The 13,916-nt window shown below is 69.8% G+C and carries 15 protein-coding genes; 9 read left to right on the forward strand and 6 right to left on the reverse strand.

Going from position 1 to position 13,916, the window contains the following annotated elements:
• The first annotated feature begins 15 nt into the window (after positions 1–15).
• Positions 16–1,497: an LCP family protein gene (locus AW272_RS31735; RefSeq protein WP_245657822.1), complete on the forward strand. Its 1,482-nt coding sequence runs from the start codon at positions 16–18 to the stop codon at positions 1,495–1,497.
• Here the strand turns inward: AW272_RS31735 and AW272_RS31740 are convergent.
• Complete coding sequence (locus AW272_RS31740; RefSeq protein ID WP_066373132.1) at positions 1,488–2,057, reverse strand: dihydrofolate reductase family protein; 570 nt, start codon at positions 2,055–2,057, stop codon at positions 1,488–1,490. The genes AW272_RS31735 and AW272_RS31740 overlap by 10 nt on opposite strands.
• Before the next feature lie 81 nt (positions 2,058–2,138).
• Between AW272_RS31740 and AW272_RS31745 the strand changes: the two genes are divergently transcribed.
• On the forward strand, positions 2,139–2,702 hold the full coding sequence (locus AW272_RS31745; protein WP_066373029.1) for a TetR/AcrR family transcriptional regulator: 564 nt from the start codon (positions 2,139–2,141) through the stop codon (positions 2,700–2,702).
• 2 nt (positions 2,703–2,704) lie between these two features.
• Here AW272_RS31745 and AW272_RS31750 read toward each other — a convergent pair whose 3' ends face one another.
• Entirely contained in the window at positions 2,705–3,139 is a 435-nt protein-coding gene (locus tag AW272_RS31750; protein WP_066373030.1) for a hypothetical protein, read from the reverse strand.
• A gap of 96 nt (positions 3,140–3,235) precedes the next feature.
• Between AW272_RS31750 and AW272_RS31755 the strand changes: the two genes are divergently transcribed.
• From AW272_RS31755 to AW272_RS31770, 4 genes are read left to right on the forward strand one after another with little or no spacing between them, the layout of a single operon-like run.
• Positions 3,236–3,913, forward strand: a complete 678-nt coding sequence (locus AW272_RS31755; protein WP_066373031.1) for a response regulator transcription factor — start codon at positions 3,236–3,238, stop codon at positions 3,911–3,913.
• Positions 3,910–5,130, forward strand: coding sequence for a sensor histidine kinase (locus AW272_RS31760; protein WP_066373032.1), 1,221 nt, complete (start codon positions 3,910–3,912; stop codon positions 5,128–5,130). Before AW272_RS31755 ends, AW272_RS31760 begins: the two co-directional genes overlap by 4 nt.
• A 35-nt stretch (positions 5,131–5,165) precedes the next feature.
• The gene (locus AW272_RS31765) at positions 5,166–5,450 is read left to right on the forward strand and encodes a PepSY domain-containing protein (RefSeq protein ID WP_066373034.1); all 285 of its coding nucleotides are present in this window, start codon (positions 5,166–5,168) and stop codon (positions 5,448–5,450) included.
• Positions 5,451–5,490: 40 nt separating this feature from the next.
• The gene (locus AW272_RS31770) at positions 5,491–6,000 is read left to right on the forward strand and encodes a hypothetical protein (RefSeq protein WP_157518928.1); all 510 of its coding nucleotides are present in this window, start codon (positions 5,491–5,493) and stop codon (positions 5,998–6,000) included.
• 10 nt (positions 6,001–6,010) lie between these two features.
• Here AW272_RS31770 and AW272_RS31775 read toward each other — a convergent pair whose 3' ends face one another.
• The gene (locus tag AW272_RS31775) at positions 6,011–6,343 is read right to left on the reverse strand and encodes a helix-turn-helix domain-containing protein (protein ID WP_169807669.1); all 333 of its coding nucleotides are present in this window, start codon (positions 6,341–6,343) and stop codon (positions 6,011–6,013) included.
• 171 nt (positions 6,344–6,514) lie between these two features.
• Between AW272_RS31775 and AW272_RS31780 the strand changes: the two genes are divergently transcribed.
• On the forward strand, positions 6,515–7,363 hold the full coding sequence (locus tag AW272_RS31780) for a class II glutamine amidotransferase (RefSeq protein WP_066373039.1): 849 nt from the start codon (positions 6,515–6,517) through the stop codon (positions 7,361–7,363).
• Here AW272_RS31780 and AW272_RS31785 read toward each other — a convergent pair.
• Positions 7,360–8,511 (reverse strand): FAD-dependent oxidoreductase, encoded by a 1,152-nt coding sequence (locus tag AW272_RS31785; protein ID WP_066373041.1) that lies wholly within the window; start codon positions 8,509–8,511, stop codon positions 7,360–7,362. The two genes, AW272_RS31780 and AW272_RS31785, sit on opposite strands and share 4 nt — an antisense overlap.
• 43 nt (positions 8,512–8,554) lie before the next feature.
• Here AW272_RS31785 and AW272_RS31790 point away from each other — a divergent pair, with 43 nt between their 5' ends.
• On the forward strand, positions 8,555–9,115 hold the full coding sequence (locus AW272_RS31790) for a PadR family transcriptional regulator (protein ID WP_245657824.1): 561 nt from the start codon (positions 8,555–8,557) through the stop codon (positions 9,113–9,115).
• An 8-nt stretch (positions 9,116–9,123) separates the two neighbouring features.
• A complete protein-coding gene (locus AW272_RS31795; protein WP_066373044.1) occupies positions 9,124–10,068 on the forward strand; it encodes a hypothetical protein in 945 nt (314 codons plus the stop codon).
• Here the strand turns inward: AW272_RS31795 and helR are convergent.
• Both helR and AW272_RS31805 read right to left on the reverse strand, forming a co-directional pair.
• Positions 10,058–12,190 (reverse strand): RNA polymerase recycling motor ATPase HelR, encoded by a 2,133-nt coding sequence (gene helR, locus AW272_RS31800; RefSeq protein WP_066373048.1) that lies wholly within the window; start codon positions 12,188–12,190, stop codon positions 10,058–10,060. The two genes, AW272_RS31795 and helR, sit on opposite strands and share 11 nt — an antisense overlap.
• A 192-nt stretch (positions 12,191–12,382) precedes the next feature.
• On the reverse strand, positions 12,383–13,678 hold the full coding sequence (locus AW272_RS31805) for a sensor histidine kinase (protein WP_245657825.1): 1,296 nt from the start codon (positions 13,676–13,678) through the stop codon (positions 12,383–12,385).
• Positions 13,679–13,916: the final 238 nt, after the last annotated feature.

The raw sequence follows: 13,916 nt of genomic DNA on the forward strand, positions 1-13,916 counted from the left end.
TCAAAGGGGGAGCGCGTGGAAGACTCGGGTGTTCACGTGGGCGGGGACGCCTACGGAGGGGTCCGAGTCGCCGCCCCACGCAAGGGCCGCCGGCACCGCCGGGCGAGCATGCGTTCGATCGTCCTGACCGGCACTCTGTCGAGTCTGGTGCTGGTCGGTTCCGGCTTCGCGTGGGCGCTGCCCAACTACGTGTCCGGCCGCATCGCCTCGGTCGACGCCGGCACCGCCGGATCGGCCTCGCGCGGCGCGATGAACATCCTGCTGGTCGGCGTCGACAAGCGCGACAACCTCTCGCGCCGCCAGCAGAACCAGCTCCACCTGGGCCGCGAGGTCGGCCAGCGCACCGACACGATGATGGTCGTGCACGTCTCGGAGGACCACAAGAAGGTGACAGTGGTCTCGCTCCCGCGTGACACGTGGACCGAGATCCCCGGCCAGGGCACCCACAAGATCAACAGTGCCTACCAGTTCGGCGGCGCCAAGCTCGCCGTCCGGGCCGTGCAGGCGGCGACCGGCATGCGGATCAACCACTACGTCGAGGTCAACGTGCTGGGCTTCATCGACGTGGTCGACTCGCTCGGCGGCGTCACGGTCTGCACCCCGGTCGCCATCGACGACGACAAGACCAAGCTCGTCCTGGGGGCAGGCACCCACAACCTCGACGGCATCAACGCTCTCGCGTACGCGCGCACGCGCGCGACCGCCCGTTCCGACCTCGACCGCATCGACCGCCAGCAGCAGGTCATCTCGGCCATGCTCCAGCAGGCGCTCAGCGGCGGCACCCTCACCAACCCGGTCAAGCTGAGCGCCCTGGTCAACTCGAGCCTGAACACCCTCACGGTCGACGACGAACTGTCGAGCAACATGCTCGACCTGGCCACCCAGCTCAAAGACGTGTCGACCGACGACGTGTCGTTCGCGACCGTCCCGATCGCCGACGTCGACTACACGACCCCGACGGGTGAGTCAGCGGTGCTGTGGGACAAGACCGCCGCCGCCGAGATGTTCCGCCGCATCGACAAAGACGAAGACCTGGCCAAGCCGGCCAAGCCGTCGCCGTCCGCCAAGCCCTCGACCACGGCGTCGCCCACTCCGACGCTGAGCCGGTCGACCCCGCTGTCGGTCCCGCCGAACCGCATCCAGATCAGGGTCCTCAACGGCACGATGCAGACGGGCCTCGGCGGCCGCACCCGCGACGCGCTGCTCGCCGCCGGTTTCCTGGTCCCCGCGACGGCCGGCGACACGGCCAAGCGCGACTACACCGACACCTTCGTCCGCTACGCCGCCGGGCGGGAAGACTCGGCCAAGACCGTCGCCGCCGCGCTCCCGGGCTCGGAGATGCGCCAGGCCGACGTCGAGGGCATCGAGGTCATCGTCGGGACGAAGAACAACAAGGTCGAGAAGGTGACCGTGCCGACCTCCACGCCGACCCCGTCGGCGGCGGCGACCCCGGCGGCCCGCACGGCGACGCAGAACATCTGCAAGCCTCAGGCGTGAACGTACTCGTTGATCACGACGCCTGACCCGTAGGGCGTGCTGCGCTCCAGCCGGAAGGCACTCGGGGCATAAGGGGCGGCGAAGAGCGGCACACCGTCCTGCAGCACGACCGGGTTGACCTTGAGGACCATCCGGTCGATCTCGCCGACGAGCGCGCCGGCCAGCACGCCGCCGCCGCAGAGCCAGATGCCGGTGCCCTCCTCCTTCTTGAGCCTGCGGACCACGTCGACCGGGTTCTCGCCGGTGAGCGTGATGCCGTCGGGGACGTCGGCCGGGCCGCGGGTGCGGGAGAAGACGTACTGACGGGTGTGCGGGTAGGGGTCGCGGGTGTGCTCGAAGCCCGCGGCGTAGGTGTTCCAGCCCATCAGCGTCGTGTCGAACCGCGAACCGTCGGCGGTGAGGCCGAGCATCCGCAGGCCCACCTCCGGCAGGGTGTCGCGGTAGTCCCGCTTGATCATCTCGATGTGGTCGCCCTCGACGGCGAAGGCCGAGAAGTCGTCGGCGGGGCCCGAGATCCGGCCGTCGAGCGAGACCGCGACGTAGTAGGTGAGTTCTCGCATCTCTTTCTCCATCCACAGCAGCTGTAGTGATTGCTTTTTCGAAAGTACTACAGCTGTCGTGGTTGCGCTACTCTCGCTGTCATGGCGCGGAACGCGGGGCGACGGGCGGAGCTGGCGGACGCCGGCATCAGGGTGCTGGCCCGGGAGGGCTCGCGCGGTCTCACCCACCGCGCCATCGACGCCGAGTGCGGCGCCCCGACCGGCACGGCGTCCAACTACTTCCGCTCCCGCGCCGAGCTGCTCGAAGGCCTGGTCGCCCGGATCGGCGAACGCTTCGCCCCCGCCCCCGAGGTGCTCGCCGAACTCGCCTCCCATCCGCCCGGCCGCGCGTCGTTCGCCCGCCACCTGCGCGACATCGTGCGCCGGTTGAGCGCGCATCCGGAGGTCACGCTGGCGTGGTTCGAGCTGCGGCTGGAGGCGGCGAGACGGCCCGAGGTCGCCGATCTGATGCGGGGGGTCCTGCTGGAGGGGTTCCGCGCCGACGTCGCCTACAACGAGGCGGCGAGCCTGCCGGGCGGCGCGGCGGAGATCGCGCTGTTCCACTACGCCGTCGACGGTCTGCTGTTCGACCGGCTCACCATCCCTATCGACCCGGAGACCCCCACCGACGAGGTGATCGAGGCGCTGGTCGACGGGCTGCTCTGACCTCAGTCGTTCTTGACGACGGTGCGCGGCACGTCACCCTCGCAGTGGGTCTCCACCTCGATCTCGAGCTCGCCCGACTCGAACTTGACCTTGGCCTGGGTGTCGGGGCCGGGGTCGACGTCGTCGGTCTGCCAGCCCTGGGCGGGGGTCCAGGAGGTGAGTTGCGCGCGGCCCGCCGTACAGGAGACGACGGCTGTGCCCCCTTCGGTGGACACGACCCGGCTCGCCGACGCGGCGGCCGTGGGGCGGGGGGTGGTCGGGTCGATGGAGGGCGCGGGCAGGGCGAGTTCGCGGCGGACCGCCTCCGCCGAGAGCGACTGGTCGCCCGGCCCCCGGAACGCGCCGCCGAAGGAGCCGATGACGACCAGGCCGGCGACGGTCGCCGCGAGTGCCGCGACCAGCCAGCCCGCGACCGCGAAGACGAAGCGCCGATCCATGTCGCTCACCATCCCCTGTGCTGGGCTAAGGCCGGGTTAACGCGACGATAAGGGGCTTCGCCCCCGTATGGGGCATTGGCTAGCCTGTCGGGCACCATGGCCAGTCTGCTGCTCATCGAAGACGACGTGACGATCCGGACCGCGCTGGTCCGCGCCCTCCGCGACAAGGGACACGCCGTCGCGTCGGCGTCGTCCGCGCTGGACGGATTGCGGCAGGCCCTTGACGACCGGCCCGACCTGGTGGTCCTCGACCTGGGACTGCCCGACCTCGACGGGTCCGAGCTGCTGCGCATGCTGCGCGCGGTGTCGGCGGTGCCGGTGATCGTGGCGACCGCGCGCGACGGGGACGCCGAGTCGGTCCGGGTGCTCGACGCCGGGGCCGACGACTACCTGGTGAAGCCGTTCACCGCGGCGCAGCTCGACGCGCGGGTGCGGGCGGTGCTGCGGCGGACCGGATCGGTGGCCGACGACCCCACGGTCACGGTCGGCGGCCTGCGGGTCGATCCGCGCGGCCGGGAGGCGTCCCTGGACGGGCGGACCCTGGATCTGACGCCGCGCGAGTTCGACCTGCTCCTCTATCTGGCGTCCCGGGCCGGGCACGTGGTGACGAAACGGGAGCTCCTCATCGAGGTGTGGCAACTGCCGTACGGCGGCACGGACAAGACCGTTGACGTGCACCTGTCGTGGCTGCGGCGGAAACTCGGCGAGACGGCCCAGGAGCCGCGTTACCTGCACACGATGCGCGGCGTGGGGGTCAAGCTGGTGTCACCGTGAGGCGGCGGCTCGCGCTCCTGGTGGCCGCGACGACCTCGCTGGTGCTGGTGGCGATGCTGGTGCCGTTGGCCCTGCTGGTGCGGGCGACGGCCGAGAACGGCGCGATCACCCAGGCGACCGCCGAGGCCCAGTCGGTGGCGGCGGTGATCGGGACGGTCGACGAGGCGACCCTGAACCTCACGATCAGCAGGTCCGAGGCGACCGGCGGGCACGACATCGCCGTCTTCCATCCCGGGACGCAATCTGTGTCCGAGGCCGTCGAACTGGCCCGGCGCGGACGCAGTTTCACCGCCGTCTCCCCCTCCGGGGGCCGCGAGATCCTGGTCGCGGTGCAGGGGCCCGCCGGGACGAGCGTGGTCCAGGTCGTGCTGACGCCCGACGACCTGACCCGCGGCGTCGGGCAGACCTGGCTCGGCCTGCTGCTGCTCGGGATCGTGCTGATCGGCCTCGGCGTGGCCCTCGCCGACCGCCTGGCGGTGGCGATCACGCGCCCGATGACCGCCCTGGCCCGGGTGTCACACCGGCTGGCCGGCGGCGACCTGGAAGCCCGCGCGGTCCCGGGCGGCCCGCCGGAGGTACGGTCGGCGGGGCTGGCGCTCAACCACCTGGCCGGACGCATCGGCGAACTGCTGACCGAGGAACGGGAGACCGTCGCCGACCTCTCCCACCGGCTGCGCACACCCCTGACCGGGCTCCGACTGGAGGCCGAGTCGCTTCAGGACGCGGCTGAAGCCGAGCGCATCGCCGCCCGGGTCGACGCGCTGGAGAAGGCCGTGACCTCGGTGATCCTGGACGCGCGGCGTCGCTCCCAGGAGAAGGGCTCCTGCGACGCGGCTCTCGTGGTGCGGGAACGGGCCGAGTTCTGGTCGGTGCTGGCCGAGGAGCAGGAACGCGCGTTCGCGGTGTCGGTTCCGCCATCAGCGGTCGAGGTGCCCATCTCGGCCCCCGACCTCGCGGCGGCCCTGGACGCGCTCTTCGAGAACGTGTTCGCCCACACCGACGAAGGGGTTCCCTTCTCCGTACGTCTTTCCGGCACCGACCTCGTGGTGGAGGACGACGGCCCCGGCTTCGGCCCGTCCGCCCTGGAACGCGGGCGCAGCGGAGCCGGGTCGACGGGACTGGGCCTGGACATCGTGCGCCGGACCGTACCGGAGATGCGGTTGGAGAGATCGGCCCATGGCGGCGCGCGGGTGGTGCTGACGTTAGTGACGTCTTAGCGTGGCGATATCCCGCATTTCGCGAGGCTGAGGACATGAGAATCCGCTACGCGGCAGTCGCCGCGGTCACCGTTCTCGGCCTGACCGCCGCCGCCACCCCCGCCGTCGCCGCCACTGCCACCGCGACCACCAAGGCGCAGGCCGTGAAAATCGCGAAGAAGAAGGTCCCCGGCGCTTACGTGAGCGATGTCGAGCGCGAATACGAGCACGGCCACAAGACGTGGAAAATCGAACTCGAGAAGGGCAACTGGGAGTACGACGTGTATGTCGCCGTCTCCAACGGGCGCATCATCAAGTTCAAGCGCGACTGGGACGACTGACGCCCTCGACGGCACCTGAGACAAGATTCACACTGGGAACATGGCGAGCCCTCGGTTGGTCGGAGAACGATTCAACCTGCCGTTGGTCCTTGACCGGCTGGCCGCTCCCGACGCCCATTCCCCGGACAACCCGGTGCTGATCCGCCTGTTCGCCGAAGACCAGGCGGATCGGGTCGGCGGCGTGTCGGCCGAAGGACATCTCGACCGGGATCTGGCCCGGCGGTCCAAGGCGATGCGACTGCTGGGAAGCGGGCATGTGCGGTCGCCGCGCGATTACTACAACGTGGCGATGGTGCTGCAGCATTCTGGGCTGGCCGAGCATCACCATCTGGCTCATGTGCTGGCGCGGTTGAGCGCGCTGGCGGGCTATGGGCCGTCCAAATGGCTCGCGGCCGCCGCGATGGACCGGTGGCTGATGCACCAGGGCCTGCCGCAGCACTACGGAACGCAATATGTGGAGGACATGACGGGTTTCCGGCTGTGGGACGTGGAGCCGGGAACCACGGACGAGGAGAGAGCCGAATGGAATGTGCCGCCGCTGGGGGCCTGAGGCTCACGCGTCAGGCGGCGGCACTCTCCGCCCACCGCTTCCGGTAGGCCGCCGGCGATTCCCCGTACTCCTCCAGGAACACCCGCGAGAAGTGCGAGCACGACCGGAACCCCCACCGCTGAGCGATGACCCCCACGGGCACCCCCGCCATGGAGGGCGAGACCAGTTCGGCCCTACAACGCTCCAACCGGCGTGACCGGATGAACCGCGCCGCCGAGACCCCCCGAGCCTCGAACATCCGGTAGAGCCCCCGGATCGACAGGTAGTGCGCTGCGGCGATGGAAGGCGGGCACAGGTCAGGATCCCCGAGGCGGTGGTCGATGTAAGCCACGATGCGTGCCATCAGGTGATCATCCATGGTCATCCGCGACATACGGTCCAACGTAGAAGGCGCGTGTATAGGCGCCGTATATCCGCTGTATAGCCGCGTCTTGACCTCCACCATGATCACAGCTGGCCAAACCGTTGTCCGTGCCGATCTGTGCCGGTTTACGGCTGAGGGGATAAGCACGTCATGTGCCGCCTCTTCGGCTTGACCGCCGCCCCGCACCGCACCAAAGCGACGTTCTGGCTGCTGGACGCCCCCGACTCGCTCACCGCCCAGAGCCACCACGACCCGGACGGCGCCGGCCTGGGCTACTTCGCCGACGGAGAGGCCCACACCCACAAGGCCCCGATCGCGGCTTATGAAGACCGCTGCTTCGCCGAAGAGGCCAAACAGGAGAGCTCGACGACGTTCATCGCGCACGTGCGGTACGCCTCGACGGGCGGCCTGGACATGAAGAACACCCACCCGTTCGAACAGGACAACCGCCTGTTCGCCCACAACGGCGTCGTGGAGGGCCTGGACAGAATGGAGGCGCGGCTCGGGCCCGACCGTTCACTCGTGAAGGGCGACACCGATTCGGAGCGCGTGTTCGCCCTCATCACCAGCGAGATCCGCGCCAACGGCGGCGACGTCACCGCGGCCATCACGACGACGACCCGCTGGATCGCCGAACAGCTCCCGTTGTTCGCGCTGAACCTGATCCTGATCACCGACAGGGAACTGTGGGCGCTGCGTTATCCGGAGACGCACCGGCTGTATGTCCTGGAACGCCCGCCGGCCCATCTCCGCCATGAGGGAACCGAAGGCCGCATCCGCGTGCACAGCGCCGACCTGGCCACCATGCCCTGCGTCGTGGTGGCCAGCGAACGCATGGACGCCGACCCCGGCTGGCGCCTGATGGAACCCGGCGAACTCCTCCATGTGGACGGAGCCCAGCGCACCCACAAGAAGATCATTCTGCCTGACCCGCCCCGGCACCAGATGAGCCTGCGGGACCTGCGCCCCGAGGCGGCGGCCTCGCAGCACACCGCCTAGACCTGCTCGTTCCAGTCGATGCGGTGGTCGAACATCCACGACAGGGCGCCCCGTTTCGCCACCTGCCGGAGCACCACCGGCAGGAACAGGTCGCGGACGAAAGCCCCGAAGGGCCCAGGGGCCTTGCCGTCACCGTTGCGTTTGCCCTGCGCGACGACCCGCTCCACGCGCCCCCGGCGCAGCCGCTCGTAGACGGCGAAGGCCTCGGGCGCCTCCCGGTCGCGCAGGCATCTGGCCAGGACGACGGCGTCCTCGATCGCCATCGACGCGCCCTGCCCGGAAGACGGCGAGGTCGCGTGGGCCGCGTCGCCGACGATCACCATGCGGGAGTTCGACCAGGTCGGAACGGTCGGCAGGTCGTAGGTGTTCCAGGCCGGGAGCATGTTCGGGGTCGCCGCGATGATGTCCCGCATGGGCCCGGCGTCGTTCCTGAACAGGTCGAGCAGCATGGCCGGAGTGACGGCGGCCAGGTCGGCGGCTGTGGGCTCCTTCGGGCTGGCCGGGTTGGCGAACCACCACACACCCCCGTCGGGATGGATCAGGTACCCGAAGAAGCAGCGGCTCCCGAAGACGAAGTAACTGACGCCGGGACGCCCCGGCACCTTCACCCCCTCGGCGAACCCGCCCGTGTTGAGCAGCCCCAGGTGCCGGGGCCGGGGCGCGCCGGGATCGATGAGCTGCCGCGTGCGCGACCGCAGCCCGTCGGCGCCGATGAGCAGCGCGCCGTCCGCCGTGGTCCCGTCGGCGAACTCGGCCCGTACGCCCCCGCTGGAGACGACCGCGTCCGTCAGCCGCTTGCCGTATTCGACGACCACCCCGCGCCGGACGGCCTCGTCCCGGAGAACCCCGTAGAGGTCTCCCCGCCGCAGGGTCCGGCTCGGCTGCCCGACTGTGGCCAGTTCGCGGCCCTTGGCGTTGACGATGACGCCCTCGGGCGTGTCCATCCCCAGGTCCATGACGAGGTCGCGCAGGTCCAGGACCCGCAGCGCCTCCAGCCCGTTCTCCGCCAGCGTCAGGAACGCCCCGATCCCATCGGAGCCCCGGTCGTACGCCTCGAACAGGCGCACCCCGAGCCCGGCCTTCCTGAGCGCCATGGCCGTGACCGGCCCCGCGATGCCGCCACCGATGATCAATGCATCCTTGGTCATACTATGACTATACATAAAATGACTAACAAATACGATGGCCGCCATGACAACCCGGCGATCTCCTCTGGCGATGGCGGTGCTCTCACTGGTCGTGGAGATGCCGATGCACGCCTACCGGATGCAGCAACTGATCAAGGAGCGCCACAAGGACGACGTCGTCAACGTCGCGCAGCGCAACAGCGTCTACCAGACGATCGACCGGCTGCTCCGCGACGGCCTGATCGCCGTACAGACGACGACCCGCGACGAGAACCGCCCCGAACGCACCGTCTACGAGCCCACCGACACCGGCCGCGACACCCTCCGCGAATGGATGCGGGCCATGCTCGCCGCCCCCAAGCGCGAGTTCCCCGAGTTCCCGGCGGCCCTGGCCTTCCTCCCGGTGCTGACGATCGCCGAGGCCGTCGAGGCGCTGACCGAACGACTGACCGCCCTGGAGACCCGGTCGGCGGCTCTCGACACCGAACTCACCGACGGCGCGACCTTCCTGCCCCGGGTGTTCCTGGTGGAGACCGAATATCAGCGGACCGTGGTGGCCGCCGAGGCGGATTATGTCCGGCACCTGCTCGACGACCTGCGAAACGGCGAAGTCACCTGGTATTGAGTATTCGAATGACAACGCACGGTGAACCGCGCGCCGCCTACACGGTCGTCCTCGAAGGCAGCGCCGCCGGCGGTGCCCCCTTCACCCGGCAGGGCGAATTACGCATCCGGAAATCGACCGGCGGCCAGCCGTTCGACTGGTGCCTGAGGGTCGGCAACCCGGTCGGAACCCCCGCCCCCGGCGCCATCTGGTTCGCCAGCAACGCGAGCTGTCTCGGCGGCGCCGAAGACGACGTCTACGCCCAGTGGGAGACCGACGGCGATCAGACCGTGCTCACCCCGGTCAGCCAGACCACCAAGGAGATGAACTTCTTCACCGTGACCTCCGGCGTCATGGCCACCGCGTACACCCCCGACCGTGGCGAGATCCGCTTCACGGCCGACGGTTCCCGGTTGGAGGGCGCCATCAGCCTCCAGGGCGTCGACGGCACCGGCTCGGCCGAACGCGGCGTCTTCACCGCGACCCTCGACGCCGACCAGATCTCCGACGACCCCGAAGCGCTGATCTCCTCTCCGGTGGATCCCCAGGTGGCCGATTCGACCGCGCCGGAGCTGAGCGAGTCGGATGCCACCGGCACCCGCTACTCGGTGCGGACCGTGATCTCCCTCAACCAGCTCAAGGGCGACCCCGACAATCTCGACAGCGCCCGCGCCCGCATCGCGGGAGCCGTCTTCGTCATCGACGAACGCGACGGCGGCGACTTCGTCTACGCCCCCGCCGACTCGCGCGACGACCTGTTCCCGGTCGAGGGCAGGGTCGCCGACGCGGAGCCGGTCTACGTGATCTCGGGCGAACGCGAGGCCGACAACGCGAAGGTCACCGTCGGCGGCACCTTCGACCGCAGCGGCCCCGACCCGGTGATCAACCTGACCGTGACCACCACAGCCGTCATCGGCGGGTCCGCCAACGTGGCCTCATACGAGTTCCGGGCGATCCTCCAGGTCAGCTCGTGAGGATGACCAGCTCCTGGGTGGCGCGGGTCATGGCGACGTACCGATCGACGGCACCTTCGATCCCCTCGCCGAACCTGTCCGGATCGATCAGCACGACCAGGTCGAACTCCAGCCCCTTCGACAGTTCGGGCGTCAGCGACCGCACCCGGCGCGTCGGCTGGAAGGTCGGATCGCCGATCACGGCCGCGATCCCATCTCCCTGCCACGCCTCGAGAACCGACGCCAGTTCCGAAACCGAGCCGTACCGGACCGGCACGCCCCCCGTACGGATCGAGGTCGGCACGTTCGCGTCGGGCAGGACGGCGCGGATGACCGGCTCGGCCTCGGACATGATCTCTTCCGGGGTCCGGTAGTTGACGCTGAGCTGGGCCAATGTGACCCGGTCGATGCCGATGCGCTGCAGGCGTTCCTGCCAGGTCTCGGTGAAGCCGTGCCGGGCCTGGGCCCGGTCGCCCACGATGGTGAAGCTGCGTGACGGGCAGCGGAGCAGCAGCATCTGCCACTCGGCGTCGGTGAGTTCCTGCGCCTCGTCGACGACGACGTGCGCGAACGGGCCGGCGAGCACGTCGGGTTCGACGCCGGGGGCGACGGTCTCGTCGACCAGGGCGTCGCGCATGTCCTGGTTGTGGAACATCGTGATCAGGCCCTCACCGTCGTCGTCGGTGTCGAGCAGGCGGTCGACGACGTGGTCGGTGCGTTCCCGTTCGACCGCGATGGCGGCCCGCTGACGGCGTTCGACCGCCGCGGCCTCCGGGTCGCCGAGCCGCTGGCGGGCGGCGTCGAGGATGGGCAGGTCGGAGACCGTCCAGGCCTGGGCGTCCTGGCGCTGGAGCAGGCGGATCTGCTCGATGGTCAGCCAGGGAGCGCAGAGCCGCAGGTAGGCGGGGACCGTCCACAGGTCGCCGACCAGGTCGGCGGCCTCGATCAGCGGCCACGCCCGGTTGAACGTGGTGACCAGCTCCCGGTCCTGCATCAGCGACCGCCGGACCATGTCACGCGAAGCGTCGCCCTCGTACTTGTCCGTCAGGATCGTCAGCAGCTCCCGCCAGATGACGTCACGCGCATCGTTGTGGGGCGTGCCGGGGTCGGGCGTGTCGAAGGCCTCGGCCCAGTCGTCGGGGCTCAGCCAGATCTTCGCGTCGGTGACGTGCATCCCCGTGGCGGGGCGGTTCTCGTAGAACTTCACGGCGGGCTCGATCGCCTTGATCATCTCGGCCGACGCCTTGAGGCGGGCCACCTCCGCGTTCGCCTCCGTCGTCGCGGTGGCACCCTCTTTGACCAGGTCGCGCAGGGTGCAGGTCCGCACTCCCTCTTCTCCAAGACTGGGCAGTACGTCGGCCACATAGGCCAGATAGTGCTGGTGCGGCCCCACGAAGAGCACGCCGCCCCGGTTGTGGCCGAGACGGGGGTCGGAGTAGACCAGGTAGGCCGAACGGTGCAGGGCGACGACCGTCTTGCCCGTGCCGGGACCGCCGTCCACGACGAGCGCGCCGCGCGACGAGGCGCGGATGATGGCGTCCTGGTCGGCCTGGATGGTGCCCAGGACGTCCCGCATGCGGCCCGACCGGTTGGCGCCGAGGCTGGCGATGAAGGCCGACTGGTCGTCGAGGGCGGCGGCGTGGCCTTCGAAACCGTCGGCGGTGAAGACCTCGTCCCAGTAGTCGCTGATGCGCCCGGCCGTCCACCGGTAGCGGCGCCGGCTGGCCAGGCCCATGGGGTTGGCGTGGGTGGCTCCGAAGAACGGCTCGGCGGCGGGCGACCGCCAGTCGAGCAGCAGCCTCTCGCCTGAGCTGTCGGTGAGCCCGAGGCGCCCGATGTAGACGGGTTCCTGATTGTCCTCGGTGACCATGTGACCCAGGCACAGGTCCAGCCCGAAGCGGCGCAGCGCCCGCAGGCGCGCGGTCAGGCGGTGGACCTCCTGGTCACGGTCGAACGCGGCCCGGCCCTTGCCGCCGGGGTTCAGGCGTTCGGCGTCGAGCCGGTCGGACAGGTCGGTGATCGACCGCTGGAGACTCTCGGCGATCGCTGAGAAGTGCTTCTCGTCCCGGGCGATCAGGGCCGGGTCGGCCTTGGGCGCGAGATGGTCGGGAAGGTGGAACGCGCTGGTAGTCAGCGGATTCACGTCTGCGTCCCCCGTTTTCGCAGGTTGTGTGCTTTGGCCGGACGATTGTGCGGCATGACGGGGGGCTTGTGGCAAGCCCGGGGGTGCGCTATAGGTTAATAGTGGAGGGGAGTTGGTCCTCCCTCTCCCCATACGGAATCACAGAGCCCCGCCCGAATGATGTCAGGCGGGGTTTCCTCATGTCAGCCCCGGCTACACCGAGGGCACCCGCAGGACGAACCGCGCCCCTCGCTCGCTGTCCTCGATCGTCAGTGTCCCACCGTGCGCCTCGGCGATCTCCCGCGCGATGGCCAGCCCCAGCCCCGTCCCGCCCGCGTCCCGTGCGCGTGAGGCGTCGAGGCGGGTGAAGCGGTCGAAGACGATCTCCCGGTGCTCCGGGGCGATCCCGGCGCCGTCGTCGAGGACCTCCAGGACCGCCGCCGGGCCGTCCCTGCGTACGGTCACCGCTATCCGGGAGATCGCGTGCCGTTCGGCGTTGTCGAGCAGGTTGCCCAGGACCCGCATGATCCGCAGCCGGTCGCAGTCGACGCGGACGTTCGGGGTCAGGTCCCCGACCAGCTCCTTTCCGGCGTTCCGGCGCTTCAGTTCCCCGTCCACGAGTGCGCCCAGGTCGGTCGGGGAGCGGTCGAGGGGGGCGCGGGCGTCGAGGCGGGCCAGGGTCAGCAGGTCGGTGACGATGGCCTGGAGGCGTTCCACCCCGGCCAGGACCTCAGTGCTCATCGTGGGCCAGTCGGTGTGGTCGGGGTGCATCAGCGCCTCCTCCAACTGGGCCCGCATGGCCGTGATGGGGGTGCGCAGGTCGTGCGAGGCGTCCTGGGTGAAACGCCGGAGCTGCTGGTAGGCGACCTCCAGGCGGTCGAGGGTGGCGTTCACGGTTTCGGCGAGGAGCCTGATCTCCTCGTACTTCTCCGACACCGGCACACGGCGGTCGAGGCCGGAGGCGGTGATCTCCGCCATGCGCGACCTGATCGCGTTCACGGGGGCCAGGGCCTTGGTGAGGTCGCGGAACGTCCACGACGTGATCACCGTGATCACCAGCAGAGACACCCCGACCGCCACGAAGATGGACTGGGCGCTGCCGTACCAGGCGACCACCGGGATCGCCAGGTAGAGCACCCAGAATCCGCCCGGCTGGTAGACCTTGAACGACAGGACGTTCTCGCACTCCTTCAGCCCCGCCGGCGGGCACAGCACCCGTTCGGCGCGGACGTTCGCCCTGTCGGCGTGGAAGGTGGCCATCGGCGCCTTGCCGAGGAGCTGGGGGCTCGCCGCCACGACGTGGCCGCGGGCGTCCACGACCTGGACCGCCTTGACGTGATTGTCCACCAGGGTCGGCGGCAGCGGGCCCTCCCGGATGAGCGGGACCACCCGGTCCCAGGCCGAGACGGCCTGCGCCATGACGCTGTCGTTCTCCTTGTAGCCCGCGAACAGCAGGAAGAGCAGGCTGACGGCGGCACACACCAAGGTGGTGACGATGGCGGTCGCCACCGTCCTCCTTACTCGGAACGCTTGCGTCATCCAGGGACCTTTCTGCCGTGCGGAGTGACGGAACGCGAAAGGCCCGGTCGGGGGTCCGTCGGCTGGGTGTCCGGAAGCTGTCGGCGCGCGTCGGCGAGGCGTTCCGATTCCGCTGTGCGGGGCGTCCGGGCCGAGATCGCGATCTGGGGAGGCGGACACACTCCTGTTATCTGTTCACTGTATGACGCGCAGCTTGCCTAACCAAAAC

The organism is Herbidospora mongoliensis (assembly GCF_001570545.1).
In the GTDB taxonomy this organism is placed as follows: Bacteria; Actinomycetota; Actinomycetes; order Streptosporangiales; family Streptosporangiaceae; genus Herbidospora; species Herbidospora mongoliensis.